The following is a 17528-nucleotide window of genomic DNA, read 5'->3' on the forward strand; positions in this document are numbered from 1 at the left end:
GGCGTTGGGGTGGGCGGCGGGCACGCCGGACTCGGGCGTCCAGTCGTTGCCCTTCCAGTCGGTGAGGTGGGCCGGGGTCTCCTCCGTCATGCCCTCCCACCAGATGTCGTCGTCGTCGGTGAGGGCGACGTTGGTGAAGACGGAGTTGCCCCACAGCGTCTTCATCGCGTTGGCGTTGGTGTGCTCACCGGTGCCGGGCGCGACGCCGAAGAAACCGGCCTCGGGGTTGATCGCGTACAGGCGGCCGTCCTCGCCGAAGCGCATCCAGGCGATGTCGTCGCCGATCGTCTCGACGGTCCAGCCGGAGACGGTGGGCTCCAGCATGGCGAGGTTGGTCTTGCCGCAGGCGCTGGGGAAGGCGGCGGCGACGTACTTGGACTCGCCCTGCGGCGGGGTCAGCTTGAGGATCAGCATGTGCTCGGCGAGCCAGCCCTCGTCACGGGCCATGACGGAGGCGATGCGCAGGGCGTAGCACTTCTTGCCGAGCAGCGCGTTGCCGCCGTAGCCGGAGCCGTAGGACCAGATCTCGCGGGTCTCGGGGAAGTGGGAGATGTACTTGGTGCTGTTGCACGGCCACGGGACGTCCGCCTCGCCCTCGGCGAGGGGGGCGCCGAGGGTGTGCACGGCCTTCACGAAGAAGCCGTCGGACCCCAGCTCGTCCAGGACGGGCTGTCCCATCCGGGTCATCGTGCGCATGGACACCGCGACGTAGGCGGAGTCGGTGATCTCGACGCCGATCGCGGAGAGGTCCGAGCCCAGCGGGCCCATGCAGAACGGGACGACGTACATCGTCCGGCCCTTCATCGAGCCGCGGAAGACGCCCTTCTCGCCCTGGAAGATCTCCCGCATCTCCGCGGGGTCCTTCCAGTGGTTGGTCGGACCGGCGTCCTGCTCCCGCTCGGAGCATATGTAGGTCCGGTCCTCGACCCGGGCGACGTCGGTCGGGTCGGATGCCGCGTAGTAGGAGTTGGGGCGCTTGATCGGGTCGAGTTTGCGGAAGGTGCCCTTGGCCACCAGTTCCGCCGACAGCCTGTCGTACTCGGCCTCGGATCCGTCACACCAGACCACGTTGTCCGGCTGCGTCAGTTCGGCGATCTCGTTGACCCACGAGATCAGTTCCTGATGGTTGGTGGGGATGACGGGAGCCGCGATGTCGCGCGCCACGATTGCTCCTAAAAAGAGGGGATTTTTTGTTGGAGGCCCCGTGGGGGCTGCGACCCGGATGCTGCGCCGCGGAGACAGTTCCGCTCATCCGGTGCCGACCGCACTCATTTGATCATCCGACGTGTCCGCCCATATGTCCAGAGGGCGTCACAGGTGAGCGGAGTGACCATCGCCACGTGTAGCCGGGGTTCTTTGCGTCCACATGGCGTTCGACTGAAGGACTTTTTGCGTTGCCCGAATCACGTGAGATCATGGACACTCGCAGGCTGTACTGACACGTAACTTACGGTTCCGTAGGTACCATGCCCTCCATGACTGCGCCCGTCCCCGACGCGTCGACGGACCCGTCGGCCGCCACCCCCGGCCCCGCCGCGCCCGCCCCGTCGCACCCGATCAAGCCGAAGCTGCGTGGCTGGCTGCATCTGGGCATGTTCCCGGCCGCACTGATCTCGGGACTGGTGCTCACCGCCCTCGCCGACTCCCCACGCGGCCGCATCGCCTGCGGGATCTACGCGCTGACGGCGTGCCTGCTGTTCGGCGTGAGCGCGCTGTACCACCGGGGCGACTGGAGCCCGCGCATGGACGGCGTCCTGCGCCGCCTCGACCACGCGAACATCTTCCTGATCATCGCGGGCACCTACACGCCGCTCACCATGCTGCTGCTGCCGGAGGCCAAGGGGCAGTGGCTGCTGTGGGGCGTCTGGGGCGCGGCGGCCGCGGGCATCGCCTTCCGCGTCTTCTGGGTCGGCGCCCCGCGCTGGCTCTACACGCCCTGCTACATAGCGATGGGCTGGGCGGCCGTCTTCTTCCTGCCGGACTTCATGCGCACGGGCGGTATCGCGGTCCTCGTCCTGGTGATCGTCGGCGGCCTGCTCTACAGCGCGGGCGGGGTGATCTACGGGATCAAGCGGCCCAACCCGTCACCGCGCTGGTTCGGCTTCCACGAGGTGTTCCACTCCTTCACCCTGGCCGCCTTCATCGTCCACTACGTCGGGATCTCGCTGGTGGCGTACCAGCACGCGTAACACCCTCCCCCCTTTTCATGGCCACGGCTCACGAGCCGTGGCCATTTTTCGTTGCCCGAGCTCTGCCGAGAGCAGACTTCACTTGACACTTAACATCTTTTGACAGCTACTCTCATTTCATGGTTACTGTCACGCAAGGCGACGACGTGCCGCGCGACGCCCGCCGCTGGTGGGCTCTGGGCGCCCTGGTCGCGAGCATGCTGGTGCTCGGTTTCGACATGACGATCCTCAATGTGGCGCTGCCGACGATGGCGGACCAGCTCGGCGCCACCACCGGTCAGCTCCAGTGGATGGCGGACGCGTACATCGTCGTCTTCGCCGCGCTGATGCTCCCCGCCGGACTGCTCGGCGACCGGTTCGGACGGCGCCGGATGCTGATCACCGGGCTGGTGATCTTCCTGGCCGGCTCCCTGGTCGGCACCCTGGCCGGCCAGGTGGACTGGGTGATCGCCGCCCGCGCGCTGATGGGCGTCGGCGCGGCACTGGTGATGCCGCTCGCCCTGTCCGTGCTGCCCTCGCTCTTCGGACCGGACGAGCGCACCCGGGCGGTCGGGATCATCTCGGCCGCCTCGGCGCTCGGCCTGCCCCTCGGCCCGATCATCGGCGGCTTCCTGCTCAACCACTTCTGGTGGGGCTCGGTCTTCCTCGTCAACGTCCCGATGGTCGCCATCGGCGTCACGGCCTGCGTGTTCCTGCTGCCCGAGACCCGCGACCCGGCCTCCCCGAAGGTCGACGTCGTCTCCACCGCGCTCACCGCGTCCGGCCTCGCCGCCCTCATCTACGCGATCATCGAGGCACCCGGGCGCGGCTGGGGCGACGCACTGGTCCTGTCGTGCTTCGCGGTGGCCGCGGTCCTGCTCGCCGGCCTGGTCCTGCGCGAGCGGCGGACCGAGCGCCCCATGCTCGACATGAGCCTGCTCGCCCACCGCGGCTTCCTGCTCAACACGGCCGCGGCGACCCTGGTGATGTTCGCCCTGTCCGGCCTGATGTTCGTCCTGCCGCCCTACCTCCAGGCCGTGCTCGGCAACGACGCCCTGGGCACCGGAGTGCGGCTGCTGCCGATGATGGGCGGTCTGATGATCGCCGCGCGGACCGCCCAGCCGGTGGTGGCGCGGTTCGGGTCCCGGGCCGTGGTCGCCGTGGGCCTGGTCGTCCTCTCCTTCGCCGCGCTGCTCGGCAGTCGCACCACGACCGACTCGGGTTACGGCTTCACCGCGCTGTGGCTGTCGGTCGCGGGCCTCGGCTTCGGCTTCTCGGTCGTCCCGGCGATGGACGGCGCCCTGGCCGCACTCCCCCGCGACCGGGCCGGCAGCGGATCCGGGCTGCTGATGACGCTGCGCCAGGTCGGCGGCGCGATCGGTATCGCCCTGCTCGGCAGCCTGCTCGCCGGTGCCTTCCGCGACCGGCTCGACGTCACCGGGCTGCCGGCGCGGGCCGCCGACGCCGCCGGGGACTCGGTGGTGGCCGCGCACCTCGTCGCCGAGAAGGCGGGCTCGGCCCACCTGGCGGCCTCCGCGGACGGCGCCTACGTCCACGGCATGGGCCTGGTGCTGCTGGTGTGCGCGATCGCCTCCCTGGCCGCCGCCCTGCTGGCCGCCGCCTTCCTGCCGAGCACGCGGCCCGCCCGGAACGAGGAGGCCGAGGAGAGCCCGGCCGTGGTCACGCTCACGGGTGATGCCCGACAATGAACCCCATGACGGCCGCACAGCGCACCACCCCCGCCGACCGCCCCCAGCTGGGACTGAGGGAGCGGAAGAAGATCAAGACCCGGGAGGCGATCCGTGCCGCCACCTACGGGCTGATCAAGGAGCAGGGGTACGACGCCACGACGATCGACCAGATCGCCGAGCGCGCCGAGGTGTCGCCGTCGACCGTCTTCCGCTACTTCCCGACCAAGGAGGACATCGTCCTCACGGACGAGTACGACGCGCTCATCATGGAAGAGCTGAGCGCCCGGCCCGCCGACGAGCCGTGGCCGGAGTCCATCCGCTATGTGATGCACCGGGCCCTCGCCCTCGGCGCCAAGGACGACATCGAGGTGTCCCGGCTGCGCAGCAGGCTGACGGTCGAGGTCCCCGCGGTGCGCTCGCGCATGATGGAGAGCATGTCGGTCACCGGCCGCATGCTCTGCCAGGCCATCGGCGAGCGCACCGGCCTCGACCCGGAGAGCGTCGAGGTGCGGGTCTACGCCATGTCCCTGGTCGGCGGTCTGATGGAGGCGTCCCTGTACTGGGCCGAGCGGGGACACACGGACGACTTCCCGGAGCTCATCGACCGCACCCTGGACGTCCTGCAACACGGCCTCCCGCAGCGGAACTCCTGAGACCGCGCACCGCCCCCCGTGTCATCCTGACCAGGTGAACCGACCCGAGATCCACGTCGAAGTCGCCCCCGAACTCACCCTGTTCGTCCCGCACGCCCGACGTCACGGCGCCACCGCCCTGGCCACCGACGGCGTCTCGACCCTCGGCCATGTCGTCGAGTCCCTCGGTGTCCCGCTCACCGAGGTCGGCTCGCTCGTCGTGGACGGCCGCCAGGTGCCGGTCTCGCACATCCCGGCCGCGGGCGAGTCGGTGACCGTCCGCGCGGTCGAACGCCCCCAGCGGATCCCCGGCGCCCCGCTGCGCTTCCTCCTCGACGTCCACCTCGGCACCCTCGCCCGCCGGCTGCGCCTGCTCGGCGTGGACACGGCGTACGAGTCGACCGACATCGGCGACCCCGCGCTCGCCGCCCGCTCGGCCGCCGAACAGCGGGTGATGCTCAGCCGCGACCGCGGGCTGCTGCGCCGCCGTGAGCTGTGGGCGGGCGCGTTCGTCTACAGCACCAGCCCGGACGACCAGCTCCGCGACGTCCTGGACCGCTTCGCCCCCGAGCTGCGCCCCTGGACACGGTGCACGGCCTGCAACGGCCTGCTGAGGACGGCCACCAAGGACGAGGTCGCCGACCAGCTCAAGCACGGTACGCAGGCGTCGTACGACGTGTTCGCGCAGTGCCGGGAGTGCGGGCGCGCCTACTGGAAGGGCGCGCACCACGAACAGCTGGAGGCCATCGTGGAGCGCGCCCTGGCGGAGTTCGCGGGCGAACGCTAGCTCTTCGCCCGCGAACTCCACCGCTACTTCTTCACGTCACCCTTCCCGCAGGCGACCCCGTCCCGGTCGCGGTCCAGGGCCAGCGGGTCGTCCTTGCCGTTGACCTTGAGCCGGCCGTAGTGGTTCGTCTTCAGCCAGGCGCAGCGCGCGGCGGCCGTCTTCTTCACCTGTGCCGGGAAGGCGGTCGGCACACACACGTTGATCGTGCCGTAGTGCCGGTCGCAGCCGGAGACGGTGGGGCTGACCTGCTGCGAGGTGCGCTTCTTGCCGGGCTCGGTGACCGTGCCGGTCAGCGAGTCGGCGAAGGCGTGCACATGCGGGGAGGCTTCGGTGGCGCTCAGCGCCGCCGGGCCCTGGAGGTGGACCCACTTCGCCACCGACGGCACGCCGTTGGCGTCGACCGCGAAGAGCATGTACCAGCCGGGCGGCGCCAGGTTGGGGTTGCTCGTCACGTTCAGGTCGACGTTGTTGCCGCTGACGGACAACGGCAGGTCCACGAACCGCTGGTTGGGGTCGGAGGAGTGGGTCACGGCGGCCGGGCGGATCAGTTCGGCCTTGGCGACGGGCCGGTCGACGGTGATCCGCTGGGTGTCGCCGTAGGTCCACTGGGTGTCGATGACCGAAGTGATCGTCGGCCGGGCGCCCTTGAGCAGGTAGGGCGGGGTGTAGATCGACACGTTGTGGTTCCAGGTGCCGTTGCCCGGGTTGTCGCCGGTCGACATCACCCGCCCGTCGGGCAGCAGGAACGACGAGGAGTGGTAGCCGCGTGCCTGCGGGTCGGCTGCCACCGGGTCGAAGGTGTTGGTCGCCGGGTCGTACAGCGACGACTCGAAGACCGGGTTGGCGCGGTTGTGCAGCGCCCCGCCCGTCTCCAGCACCTTGCCGTCCGGCAGCAGCACCGCGGAGACGTACATCTTGCCCTGGTTGCCGGTCTCGGCCACCGGGCCGTTGCCGAGGTCCACCGTGCCCTGCGGCAGCGGCGGCCCGGCCACGTAGGCGGGGTTGGCCGCCTTGAGGTCGATGACGTCGGTCAGCCGGTTGCCGTCCGGGTTGGAGTCGATGTTGCCGCCGCCGAGGGTGAGGACCTTCTGGTCCTGGGCCGGGGGCAGCAGCACGCTCGCCGACTGGTCGCGCTGGTCCTTGTTCTGGAGGCCGGGGATCTGGGTGATCGTGTTGGCGTTGTAGTCGTAGATCGCCGAGCCGGTACCGGGGATGTTGTTGCCGAAGACGTGGCTGCCCGAGTAGAAGAGGCGGCCGTCCTGCATCAGGATCATCGACGGGTACAGGCCCCAGTACGACCAGGTCTGGTTGACCTGGGACAGCGGCAGCCACTTCTGCTGGGCGTTCGACCAGAGCTCGGCGGTCACCGAGCCGGTGGAGTCCTCGCGCAGACCGCCGAAGGAGATGACGTCACCGTTGCCGAGCTCCGTCGCCGACGGGTACCAGTGGCCGTCGTTGAGGTCGTTGGTCTTGCTGTAGGTCTCGGTGACGGGGTCGAAGATGTACGAGTCCTTGAAGCCCTCGTAGCCGTGGCCGCCCGCCACCGGGAACGCCTTGTTGCCGCTCATCACCAGCACCCGGCCGTCCTGGAGCTGGACGTGCCCGGCGCAGAACATGTCCTTCGGGGTCGGGATGACCTTGTAGCTGCCGTCGGCCGGGTTGTAGACCGCCGAGGTGAAGGTGCCCGCGTTGAACTGCTCCTCGCTGTTGCCGGAGCCCGCGATCAGCAGCACCTTGCCGTTGTTGAGGACGACGGAGTGCATGGAGCGGACCGGGTTCTGCGTGGGCAGCACCGTCCACCGGCCGTTGGCGCACTCGTCTGCGGTGCCGGTGCAGGTGGCCGGCGGTGTGACGTCGGGGACCTGTTCCATCGTGTAGTCGTCGGTGGTCGCCGAGCCGGTGCCGTAGACGGAGACACCCCAGGTGATGCGGTCGGTGCCGGCCGGCACCTCGGGGGTGCGGACCGAGGCCTGGGTCCAGTTGCCCTGCATCTCCAGTGTCTTGAGGTCGGTCCAGTACTGCCAGCCGGCGGTGGTGTCGTGCCGGAAGAGGGTGACGGCCGCGTCCGGAGTGGTCGTCTTGTACCAGAGCGAGAGGTCGTACTGCTTGCCCGGCGAGACCGCCGGGGCGCAGGCGGTGGACTCGGTGACCATCGCCTTGCGGTCGCCGTCGACCCGGCGGGTCAGCGTGACCTTCATGGCCTTGGTGCCGGAGTGGGCGTCGGTGGTGGTGTCGAAGCTGAAGTCGTTGTCGCCCCAGCCCGACTTCTCCCAGCAGTACGGCATGCCGTCGGTGCCGGCCGTCTCGAAGCCGGGGTTCAGGATCAGGTTGGCGGCGGAGGCGGGCTGGGGCGAGGCGAGCAGGAGCCCGGCCGTCAGGGCCCCCACCCCGACGAACGCGGTCCTTCTTCGGTTCCCGCCCCTGCGGTTCACACGGCTGACTCGGTTCACACGGCTCTCCTTGCGGTGCGGCTGTCGGCCGGGGCGTCGGTGCGTCCCCGGCGCGGCAGGTAGACCAGCGCTTCGGTACCGACGAAGCGCAGGACGAACGTCGTCACCAGCGCCAGGGCGGTGGCGGACAGCGCCCCCATCCCGAACCGGTCGACGAACAGGGCGATCAGCGGAATGCGCAGCACGAGGTCGGCGTTGGCCAGCAGCGCGAACCGGCCGACGCGGTCCCACCAGCGCCGGTGCGAGCGCCGGTCGCGGAACAGCAGATGCTCGATGAGCAGGAAGTTCCAGGCGACGCCGAACTGGTTGGCGAGGATCTCCGCGGGGACGTAGTGCATTCCCGCGGCGGTCAGCGCCCCCAGGGCGAGCAGGTTGGGGACGAAGCCGGTGGCGCCGATCAGCCCGAAGCCGACCATGCGGGCCACCGGCGAGGCGGTGCGCAGGCCGACCAGATGGCGCAGGAAGCGCAGGCCCTCCTGCGCGCTGGACTTGGACTCGCCCGCGAACCGGTCCTGGAAGACGAAGGGCACCTCGGTGACCTGGCGGGGGCGGCTGCGCACGGCGAGTTCGAGGAGGATCTTGTAGCCGAGCGGCTTGAGGACGTCGGCGGTGACCGCGCTGCGGCGGATGGCGAAGAAGCCGCTCATGGGGTCGCTGATGCCGTGCAGCCGGCGCGGGAACAGCGACTTGGTCAGCCAGGTCGCCCCGCGCGAGACGGCCACCCGGTAGCTGCCCGCGAGCCCGGCCCGGCTGCCGCCCTTGATGTAGCGGGAGGCGACGACGAGCCCGGCGTGCGCCCGCTCGCCGGTGGCGACCAGCTCCGGCACCAGGGACGGCGGATGCTGGCAGTCGCCGTCCATGACGACGATCCAGTCCGAACCGGCCGCCCTGAGGCCCTCGACGACCGCCCCGCCGAGCCCGCCGACCGGCTCGTCCCGGTGCAGCACGGTCACCGGGAACGGGCAGTCCTCGGCCGCCGCGCGGATGACCTCGGGGGTGTCGTCGGTGGAGTCGTCCACGAAGACGACCTCGCAGGGTAGCCGGGCCGGCACCGACTCGGTGATCAGGTGCAGCAGCCGGCGGACGTTGGCGGACTCGTTGAACGTCGGTACGACGATGGTGACGGCGCCGGGCTCCGGGACCTCCGCGGCCTGTACGACCGGGTCGCCCAGCTCGCCGGGGACGGTGTGCTCATGGCTCATCGCGGGCCTCCGGCGACGGTCTCGATCTGGCGGATCTCGATGCGGTCCTCGCCGGTGCCGAAGGTGGCGACCGGTGTCGAGTGCCGCAGGGCGTCCTGGACGGCGGGCAGATCGGCGGCGTCGCGCCGTACGGTCGGCGAGGCGACCACGTAGTCGAGGTCCCGCCAGCCGTGCGGCATCGTCCTGGTCACCGCGGGGTCGAGGTCGGCCTTGTAGAACCAGATCACGCCCAGGCCGGGCCGGTACCCGGCGTGCACCAGGTCCAGCCAGAGCGCGTCGTCGACCAGGACCCGGGTGCCGGCGGGGTCGGCCACCTCGGTGCTCAGCCACCGGGACGCGGCCCGGTAGGGGGCGTTGGCGTCCGCGGTGACGGCGGTGCGGTCGCCGTCGTACCACCGCGGGACCACATAGGCCCCGGCGGCGAGGACCAGGACCGCGGCGAGAGCGTACCGGCCGCCGGTGACGTACCGGTTCTCGCCCTCGCCGCGCCGTCGGCGCAGCACGGCGTGGGCGACCGACGCGGTGGCGCCGGCCAGGACCAGGGCGAGGAACGGCAGGGCCCCGATGACGTACATCGCGGGCAGGTAGCCGCTGGGGCGCATCGCGACCAGGGCGAGGACGGCGACCGCGAGGGCCGGTCCGGCCAGTGCGCGGGCGGTGACCGACCAGCGCCAGGTGGCCAGCAGCAGGACCGCGCCGGCCAGGCCGCCCAGGGGCAGCACCCGGTCGTAGTACAACCAGGAGTGCAGCACGCCGTACGAGCCGCTGCCCGGGTCCAGGATGAAGCCCGAACCGGGCCTGGACATCTGGTACTTGATGCCGTCCCAGAGCGAGACATGCCCGCCGCCGGGGAACAGCTCGCCCTTGAGCAGGGCGAAGAGGGGGTACGAGAAGCCGATCAGGACGCAGGCGGTGACGGCGCCGGTGAGCGCGAACTTGCGGGTGTCTCGGTGTCCGTGGCGCCACATGGTGACGACCACGGCGGGCAGGACGACGAGCATCGTCTCCTTGGTGAGCACGGCCGCCGCGGCCGCGATCCCCGCGCCGAAGTGGTGCCAGAGATGCCGGCTCGGGGAGGCGGCGAGGCAGAACGCCAGCAGCGTCCACATCACGGCGAGGTTGTCGAGGAAGATCTCGCGCTGGAGGACGACGGACAGCGGGGAGAGCCCGAACAGGGCCATGCCGAGCCCGGCGGCCCAGCGCGGCAGGGCGAGCCGCCGGGCGAGGACGAAGACCAGTACGGCGCTGACCGCGCTGACGGCCAGCATCACCAGCCGCATCGAGCCGACGGTCATCGAGCCGGGGCTGACCAGGGACGGGATCCAGGTGAGCAGGGCGATCTGGATCCAGCCCAGGGGCGGGTGGTCGTACCAGTAGGTGTAGTGGGCCAGGCCCCGGCCCTCCTGGACGGCCCAGGCCTGGGCGAGGTAGGTGCCCTCGTCGTCGCTGAGGGTCGGGTAGTCGGCGATGTTCCAGCCCTGCACGACGAGGATCGCCACGAGGAGCACACCGCACAGCAGAAGGTCGGGGCGGGACGACCGCAGCCGCCTGGGCGGCTCCGTGCGGTCGGTCGGACGGGTCGTGGGCGCAGGCCGGCGCTGCGCGGGGACCTTGGCTGCGGTCACCGCGGGAAGGGTGGAGGTCACGCGGGGACGTCCTCTCGGATCACTTCGGATGCGGTGAGATGCGCGCCGACATGAGAGGTCAGTTCCCAGTCGTTGCGGCCGCGGTGCTCGCGCCACACGGCGCGCATGGCGGCCCCGGCGAGGAGGACCTGGTAGAAGGGCCCGCCCACGATGAGCTTCAGGTAGTGGACGAGGCGGACGCGCAGGCCGTACTGCTTGCCGAAGTCGTGCAGTCCGACGACCTCGAAGACGAAGGTGACCAGGGCCGTGACGGCCGGGAGGAAGGTGACGAAGGCGATCCCGACGGGCACGTCGAGGAAGAGCGCGATGGCCACGTTGAGCGGGATGATGACGCCGGAGAAGGCCTGGAGGAACGGCGTCATGAGGGTGTAGCGAGCCAGCAGCCGCTGTCCGAAGCCCGGGAGCTGCTTCCAGTCCTTCTTCCGGTAGACCTGGAGGAAGCCCTGGTTCCAGCGGGTGCGCTGCTTCAGCAGCGACATCAGCGAGCCCGGGGTCTCCTCCCGGGTCACCATCGCGGAGTCGTAGGCGACGACGACCTTCTTGCCGACGCTGGACAGCCGCACCCCCAGGTCGCAGTCCTCGGCCAGGCACTCGGGGTCCCAGCCGTCGGCCTCGCGCAGCACGTCGGTGCGCACGAAGACGGTGTTGCCGCCGAGCGGGATGAATCCCTTCTGCGCGTGCAGGTGCAGCCGGGAGCGGAACCAGAAGAAGTACTCCAGGCAGTTGCGCAGGCTGTACCAGCTGGAGTGGAAGTTGATCAGCTGCACCCCGCCCTGGACGACGTCCGCGCCGGTGCTGCGGAACGCGTGGTCGACGTGGGCGAGCAGTTCGGGGTGGACCTGGTCCTCGGCGTCGAAGACCCCCACGACATCGCCGCGGCAGTGCGGCAGCGCCGTGTTCATGGCCTTGGGCTTGTTCTTCTTCTCGTGGGTGTCGACGACCACCCGCACCCGTGGATCGCGCCGCGCAGCCTGCTCGGCGACCGCCGTGGTCTCCGGGTCGTCGTGCCCGACGATGACGATGATCTCGAAGTCGGTGTGGGTCGATTCCAGCAGCCGTTGGATGGTGTGGTCCAGCACGGCCTGTTCGTGCCGGGCCGGCAGCAGCAGCGAGAAGGAGAGGTGCTCGCCCCCGTCCGGTCTGCTGAAGCGGGTGGAGGCCAGCACTTCGGGCGTACGCCACGCGTGCATCTGCCACCACAGGGTGAAGGCGGCCATCCAGAACAGTGCCAGTGAAACGGCAGCGATGAAGACAGACGTCAGCAACAGATCCCCCCGGATCCCCATAGCCCCCTGTCGCGACGGGGAGTCACTACCGTCGCGTTACTGTGCAGAGACTAGGGGGGATCTGTGAAGTTCATGCGCTCTTCCGATAAATAGCATGTTTCGGAATGACGGCACCACTAGCCGGACGTGTCCGAACAGATACCCAATTGGGCCCTGTCGGAACCAACGTCCCACGGCATGTTTCAGCCGCTCAGCGCCTCGCGCAGCCGCTCCTTTTCGGTCGTCGGGGCGTCGCACGTGAAGTTACGGCAGACGTACGCCGTCGCCTCGCCGCCGACCAGCGGCCGGTCGGACAGCAGCGGGAACTCGTCACTCTCCGCGGTCCCGACGGCGACCACGGCACCGGGGGCGGTGCCCAGAAGTGCCGTACGGTGCAGGGCCCGGGTCGCCGGATCGTCGAGCGCCGGGCCGACGATCGCGACCTCCCGCGGTCCGTCCAGCAGCGCCTCGGCGACCGCGAGTCCCCAGCCGATGAAGCGCGGCACCCGCGGACCGAGCGCCTTCACCACGCCCAACGCCCGCTGTGCCGCCGCCCGGTGGGGCTCGGAGCCGGTCTGCGCCGCGTAGCCCAGCAGGGCGCCCGCCGCGGCCGTCCAGCCGGACGGGGTGGCGTTGTCGGTCGGATCCTGCGGGCGGCGGATCAGCTTCTCGGCGTCGACCGCGGTGTCGAACAGGGCACCCGACCCGGGGTCGACGAATCCGGCCAGCACGTGGTCGAGGAGCAGCCCGGCGAATTCGAGCCACACCCCCTCGCCGGTCACCGACGCCAGCGCGAGGAAGCCCTCGGCGACATCGGCGTAGTCCTCCAGCACTCCCGCGTTCGCGCCGGTCCGGCCGTCCTTGCTGGTGCGGGAGAGCCGTGCGTGCTCGTCCAGGTGCAGCCGCACCAGGAGATCGGCGGCGGAGACGGCGGCCTCGACCAGGTCGGGGCGGTCGAAGTAGGCGCCGGTCTCGGCGAGGGCGGCGATCGCGAGCCCGTTCCAGGCGGCGACGACCTTGTCGTCCCGGCCCGGCGCGGGCCGCAGGCCCCGGGCCGCGAACAGCCGGGTCCGGACCGAGGCGACCTTCTCCGCGTCGAACACACCCTCCTGCTGGGGAAGTTGCAGCACGGAGGCGCCCTCCTCGAAGGTCCCCTCCGCGGTCACCCCGAAGTAGGCGGCGGCCAGTTCGGCGTCCTGCTCCCCGAGCACCTCGGCGAGCTGCGCGGGCGTCCACACGTAGTACGCGCCCTCGACGTGGCGACCGTTGCCGTCGTCGCTGTCGGCGTCGAGCGCGGAGGCGAACCCGCCCTCGTCCGTGCGCAGTTCACGCACCATGAAGTCGGCCGTCTCCAGCGCCACCCGCCGGGCCGACTCCGAGCCGGTGGTCCGCCACAGATGCGCATAAACTCGACACAAAAGCGCATTATCGTAGAGCATCTTCTCAAAATGGGGCACAACCCAGTCCCGGTCCACGGAGTACCGGGCGAAACCGCCGCCCAACTGGTCGTAGATACCGCCACGGGCCATCCGCTCACAGGTGTCCTGCGCCATCTGGAGCGCGCCCTCGGAGCCGGTACGGGCATGGTGGCGCAGCAGGAACTCGACCACCATGGACGGCGGGAACTTGGGCGCCCCGCCGAACCCGCCGCGCCGGGCGTCGTACTCCCGGGTGAGCGCGAGCAGCGCCTGCGCGAGCTCCTCGTCGCCCGGGGTCCGCGCGTCGCCGTAGGAGATCTCCCGTGCCGCCAGGTCCCGCACGATCTTCCCGGCGACCTCCGCGACCTCGTCCCGCCGCTCGGTCCAGGCGCCGTGCACCCCCTCCAGCACCTGCCGGAAGGACGGCATGCCCTGCCGGGGCACGGGCGGGAAGTAGGTCCCGAAGTAGAAGGGCTCGCCGTCCGGCATCAGGAAGACCGTCATGGGCCAGCCGCCCTGCCCGGTCGCCGCCTGCACGGCCTCCATGTAGACGGCGTCGACGTCGGGCCGCTCCTCGCGGTCGACCTTGACGTTGACGAAGTGCTCGTTCATATAGGCGGCGGTCCGCTCGTCCTCGAAGGACTCGTGCGCCATGACGTGACACCAGTGACAGGCGCTGTAGCCGACGCTCAGCAGCACCGGCCTGCCGCTCGTACGGGCCTCCTCGAAGGCCTCGGCCGACCACGGCCACCAGTCCACGGGGTTGTCGGCGTGCTGGAGCAGATACGGGGACGTCTCATGAGCCAGGCGGTTCGGCATGGAGTCCATCCTGCCCCAGTACCCCCCGATCCACGGACAGCGCCGATACGGCGCGGCCCACCGCCGCAGCGGCGGCGGGCCGTCGGCCCTCTCCCCTCCACTCCTCATCCGCCGCACACTTGACCACGAGGCACACCGTCGCCGCCGGAGGGGGACCTGGCATGAGGGACAGTCACAGGGTGGAGGCCGAGCAGCTGATCGTGCGGGCCGTCGAGGAGGAGGTACGGCGCTCGGGCGGCCGTGCCAACGGACAGGTCCTGCTCACCCGGGCCCGCGCCGCGCTCGACACCATGGCACAGACGGCCGCCGAGGAGTACGCGGCCTACACCCGCGCCCTCGACGAGGCACACGCCGGACAGCTCACCTTCGGACAGCGCTACGCCCGCGAGGGCGGGGCAACACCCCTGCTGGTGGCGGCCGTCGCCGCGGTCGCGGCCGCGGTCGGCGATCTGGCCCTGGGCACCGGCGCGGGCACGGCGCTGGCCGCGGGCGCCGTCGTCGGGGTCGCGGGCGCGGCGGCGACCGTCGTGAAGGTGGCCGGTTCCCATCTGCCGGCCGCCCACCACCGGGCGGGAGCCGTGGGCCAGCCCGGCGGCCCGGAACAGCTGAGGTTGCAGTGGCTGACGGCACTGGAGGTACGCGGGATCCGTCCGTTCCTGGACCAGCAGCGGGTGCTGAGCGCCTCCACCGGCCCGAAGAAGAAGACGGGCCCGCAGCTGCGCGGGACGGACAAGAGCGCGGCCGCGCGCGGCCGCAGCGTGCTGGGCCAGTCCTTCGGTCAACTGCCGGATGCCGACGGCCCGTTCGCGGGACGGCGGACGGAGCTTGCGCAGCTGAGGCAGTGGGTGCAGGCGGCCCGCGCCAGCTCGGAGACCCGGCCGACGGTCGTCGTGCTGCACGGGGCGCCCGGCAGCGGTCGTACCACCCTCGCGGTCCGTGCCGCCCACGACCTGAAGGACCAGTTCCGGGGCGCGTGCGTGGTCGATCTGCGCGGCGACAGCGCGCAGGAACCGCCGCTGCCCACCCGGGACGCGCTGCTGCATCTGCTCAACCGGCTCGGTGCGCCCCGCGAGCAGCTGCTGTTCCGGGAGCGCGTCTCCCCCGAACAGCAGGTCAAACGGCTGACCGAGCTCTACCACCAGCATCTGACCGGACTGCCCGTCACCGTGATCCTGGACGACGCCTGCGACCCCGAGCAGATCCGCACGCTGGTCCCCGAGCGCTCCGACAGCCTGGTGCTGGTCACCGCCCGCGAGCCGCTGGAGCTGCCCGCCGAGCTGACCGCCTGGGTGCACCGGCTGCCGGTACGGGCCCTGGACGCGGCGGGCGCGGAAGAACTGCTCGGGGCGGCCGCCCAGGACAACTCGGGCCCCTACGACGCCGAATCGGCCGACCTGATAAGCCGGTTGTGCGGCGCGCTGCCGTTGGCCCTGCGGATCGCGGGCTCCGCGCTCGGCCCGCGCTCGCCCCGGCAGCTCGCCACCGACCTGAGCGCGTACGGTCCGGTCGAACCGGTCGAGCGGGTGCTGTGGCTGCGCTACACCGACCAGCCGGACCCGGCCCGCAGGCTGCTCAGACGGCTGGCCCTGGCCGGCCGGGCCTCGCTCGGCGCGGCGGCGGCCGCCGCGCTGCTGGCCACCGATCGGCAGGAGGCCACCCAGCAGCTCGTGGCGCTCGCCCGGGCGGGCCTGATCGACCACGTCCGCGGCGATCGCTACCGGCTGCACGACCTGGTCCGCTCCTTCGCCCAGGCCCGCCTCCTCGACGAGGAGGAACCGGCCGAGCGCACGGCCGCGCAGGAACGCCTGATCGTCAGCTACGCCGAGCTGGCCGACTCGGTGCTGCGGCTCGTCGACGGCAACATGTCCACCCGCTCGGACCGCTTCAACCCGCACGGCTTCACCTCCCTCGACGAGGCGCTGCGCTGGCTGGACGACGAGTCGAGCTTCATCACCGCGACCCTGCGGCACGCGGAGGGCGTGGACCAGGCGGCGGTGCAGAACCTGCTCGGCGCGCTGTGCGACTACTGCCTGCTGCGCGGCGACCTCTACCGGCTGGGCGAGATCAGCGAACTGGCCCAGTCCGTCGACCAGGGTCTGCTGGTCCGCTCGGTGCAGTGGCGTACCGGCATCGCGGCCCGCCAGCTCGGCGAGCTCGACAAGGCCCGTACGACCCTCACGTCCGTCGTCGACCTCTACCGGGAGGCCCACCACGACGCGGGCGCCGCTCGCGCCCTGTGCTCGCTGGGCATCACGCTGCACCACCAGGGCCTGCTGACCGAGGCGGCGGCACGGCTGCGGGAGGCCCTGGCTCTCCAGGCGGATCCCGCGCTCGCCACGGACCGCGCCTGGACCATGCACGCGCTGGCCGCCGTGGAACGCGACCGCGCCCACCTCGCCGAGGCCCTCGACCTGCTGACCCGCTCGCTGGTGCTGCACCGTGAGGGCGGTTCCGTGCACGGCGAGGCGTGGGCCCACTTCCAGCTCGGCCAGCTGGGGCTGCGCATGGGCGACGTACCGCGCGCGGAGGCGGAACTCGGCAAGGCCCTGGACCTGTACGGCCGGACCGGCGACGCCCGCGGCGAGGCCTGGGCGCTGACCCAGCTGGCGCGGGCCCGGCTGGTGGCCGGTGACCCCTCGCCCGCGGTGGACGGCCTGCGCCGGGCGGCCGCCCGGCACCGCGACAACGAGGACGCCCGCGGCGAGGCCTGGACCCTCTACTACCTCGGCCAGTCGCTGGAGGAGACCGGCGACCTGGACCGCGCGGTGCGCGCGCTGGAGCGCTCCCGCACGATGTTCTCCCGGATGCGCGACGTCTACGGCCTGGCCTGCGCCCGCCACCACTCGGCCCGGGTGACCCGGGACCAGCGCGCCGCGCAGACCGGCTCGCTGCGCAACTCCGGCTTCGCCCGCCAGCTGCTCGTCGACGCCCGCGCCGACTTCCAGCGCATCGGCGTCGCCCACGGGGAGGCCTGGACCTGCCTGGAGCTGGCGGTCGTCGACGCGGGCAACGCCCGGGACCGGCAGGCCCTGGCCCTGTGCGAGGAGGCCGCCGCCCTGTTCGCCTCGTACGGCGATCTGCGCGGTGCCGACTGGGCCGCCTTCCTGCGCTGCACCCTGCTGCCGCACACCGAGCCCGACGGCGCCGAGGCCGCCCTCCGGGAGGTGACCCGCCTCGCCGGCTCGGGCCACCCGCTGCGCGACGAGAAGCTGGCCGGCAGCCTGGAGACGTACCGGCTGCTGCTGGAACGCGGCGTGAGCCCGGAGACGGGCTGGCAGGCATGGCGCCTGGGACTGGTCCCGAACCGCCACGCCCGCGAGGTGATGGGAGTACCGGTACCGGAAGGGACACGAGCCGCGCAGTGACGCCCGCGGCCCCTGGCGGCCCGCCGGGGGCAGGGGAAGTCCGGGCGTTCCGGGTGTGGGGCGGCGGGAGCGCCGCCCCTGCCCG

The 17528-nt window shown here is 71.4% G+C and carries 11 protein-coding genes; 5 read left to right on the forward strand and 6 right to left on the reverse strand.

Going from position 1 to position 17528, the window contains the following annotated elements:
- Positions 1-1164, reverse strand: a 1164-nt coding sequence (locus FNH09_RS03780; RefSeq protein WP_162468077.1) for a phosphoenolpyruvate carboxykinase (GTP), incomplete at its 3' end; no start/stop codon positions are given.
- 311 nt (positions 1165-1475) lie between these two features.
- On the opposite strand from FNH09_RS03780, the gene trhA reads away from it, so the two are divergent.
- The 4 genes from trhA (at position 1476) to FNH09_RS03800 (ending at position 5278) form a co-directional block, all read left to right on the forward strand.
- Positions 1476-2189, forward strand: coding sequence for a PAQR family membrane homeostasis protein TrhA (gene trhA, locus FNH09_RS03785; RefSeq protein ID WP_152885166.1), 714 nt, complete (start codon positions 1476-1478; stop codon positions 2187-2189).
- Positions 2190-2308: 119 nt separating this feature from the next.
- Positions 2309-3877, forward strand: coding sequence for an MFS transporter (locus tag FNH09_RS03790; RefSeq protein WP_152885168.1), 1569 nt, complete (start codon positions 2309-2311; stop codon positions 3875-3877).
- Positions 3874-4512, forward strand: a complete 639-nt coding sequence (locus tag FNH09_RS03795; protein WP_152885170.1) for a TetR/AcrR family transcriptional regulator — start codon at positions 3874-3876, stop codon at positions 4510-4512. Before FNH09_RS03790 ends, FNH09_RS03795 begins: the two co-directional genes overlap by 4 nt.
- Before the next feature lie 34 nt (positions 4513-4546).
- The gene (locus FNH09_RS03800) at positions 4547-5278 is read left to right on the forward strand and encodes a Mut7-C RNAse domain-containing protein (RefSeq protein ID WP_162468078.1); all 732 of its coding nucleotides are present in this window, start codon (positions 4547-4549) and stop codon (positions 5276-5278) included.
- A gap of 23 nt (positions 5279-5301) precedes the next feature.
- On the opposite strand, the gene FNH09_RS03805 is transcribed toward FNH09_RS03800, so the two are convergent.
- From FNH09_RS03805 to FNH09_RS03825, 5 genes are all read right to left on the reverse strand, one after another.
- Positions 5302-7728 carry a galactose oxidase family protein gene (locus tag FNH09_RS03805; protein ID WP_420802734.1) on the reverse strand — a complete coding sequence of 809 codons (2427 nt, stop codon included), beginning with the start codon at positions 7726-7728 and terminating at the stop codon, positions 5302-5304.
- Positions 7725-8930 carry a glycosyltransferase gene (locus FNH09_RS03810; protein ID WP_152885172.1) on the reverse strand — a complete coding sequence of 402 codons (1206 nt, stop codon included), beginning with the start codon at positions 8928-8930 and terminating at the stop codon, positions 7725-7727. Before FNH09_RS03810 ends, FNH09_RS03805 begins: the two co-directional genes overlap by 4 nt.
- Positions 8927-10576: a phospholipid carrier-dependent glycosyltransferase gene (locus FNH09_RS03815; RefSeq protein ID WP_162468079.1), complete on the reverse strand. Its 1650-nt coding sequence runs from the start codon at positions 10574-10576 to the stop codon at positions 8927-8929. The genes FNH09_RS03810 and FNH09_RS03815 overlap by 4 nt, the downstream gene beginning before the upstream one ends.
- A complete protein-coding gene (locus FNH09_RS03820; RefSeq protein WP_152885174.1) occupies positions 10573-11841 on the reverse strand; it encodes a glycosyltransferase in 1269 nt (422 codons plus the stop codon). The genes FNH09_RS03815 and FNH09_RS03820 overlap by 4 nt, the downstream gene beginning before the upstream one ends.
- Positions 11842-12044: 203 nt before the next feature.
- Positions 12045-14078, reverse strand: a complete 2034-nt coding sequence (locus tag FNH09_RS03825) for a thioredoxin domain-containing protein (protein WP_152885176.1) — start codon at positions 14076-14078, stop codon at positions 12045-12047.
- Positions 14079-14239: 161 nt separating this feature from the next.
- Between FNH09_RS03825 and FNH09_RS03830 the strand changes: the two genes are divergently transcribed.
- Positions 14240-17443, forward strand: coding sequence for a tetratricopeptide repeat protein (locus tag FNH09_RS03830; RefSeq protein WP_152885179.1), 3204 nt, complete (start codon positions 14240-14242; stop codon positions 17441-17443).
- Positions 17444-17528: the final 85 nt, after the last annotated feature.

This window comes from Streptomyces adustus (assembly GCF_009377175.1).
Lineage (GTDB): Bacteria > Actinomycetota > Actinomycetes > Streptomycetales > Streptomycetaceae > Streptomyces > Streptomyces adustus.

Coding starts and splice junctions, on each gene's coding strand:
- FNH09_RS03810 (WP_152885172.1), bottom strand. CDS start 8,930: ATGAGCCATGAGCACACCGTCCCCGGCGAGCTGGGCGACCCGGTCGTA.
- FNH09_RS03790 (WP_152885168.1), top strand. CDS start 2,309: ATGGTTACTGTCACGCAAGGCGACGACGTGCCGCGCGACGCCCGCCGC.
- FNH09_RS03825 (WP_152885176.1), bottom strand. CDS start 14,078: ATGCCGAACCGCCTGGCTCATGAGACGTCCCCGTATCTGCTCCAGCAC.
- trhA (WP_152885166.1), top strand. CDS start 1,476: ATGACTGCGCCCGTCCCCGACGCGTCGACGGACCCGTCGGCCGCCACC.
- FNH09_RS03830 (WP_152885179.1), top strand. CDS start 14,240: ATGAGGGACAGTCACAGGGTGGAGGCCGAGCAGCTGATCGTGCGGGCC.
- FNH09_RS03795 (WP_152885170.1), top strand. CDS start 3,874: ATGAACCCCATGACGGCCGCACAGCGCACCACCCCCGCCGACCGCCCC.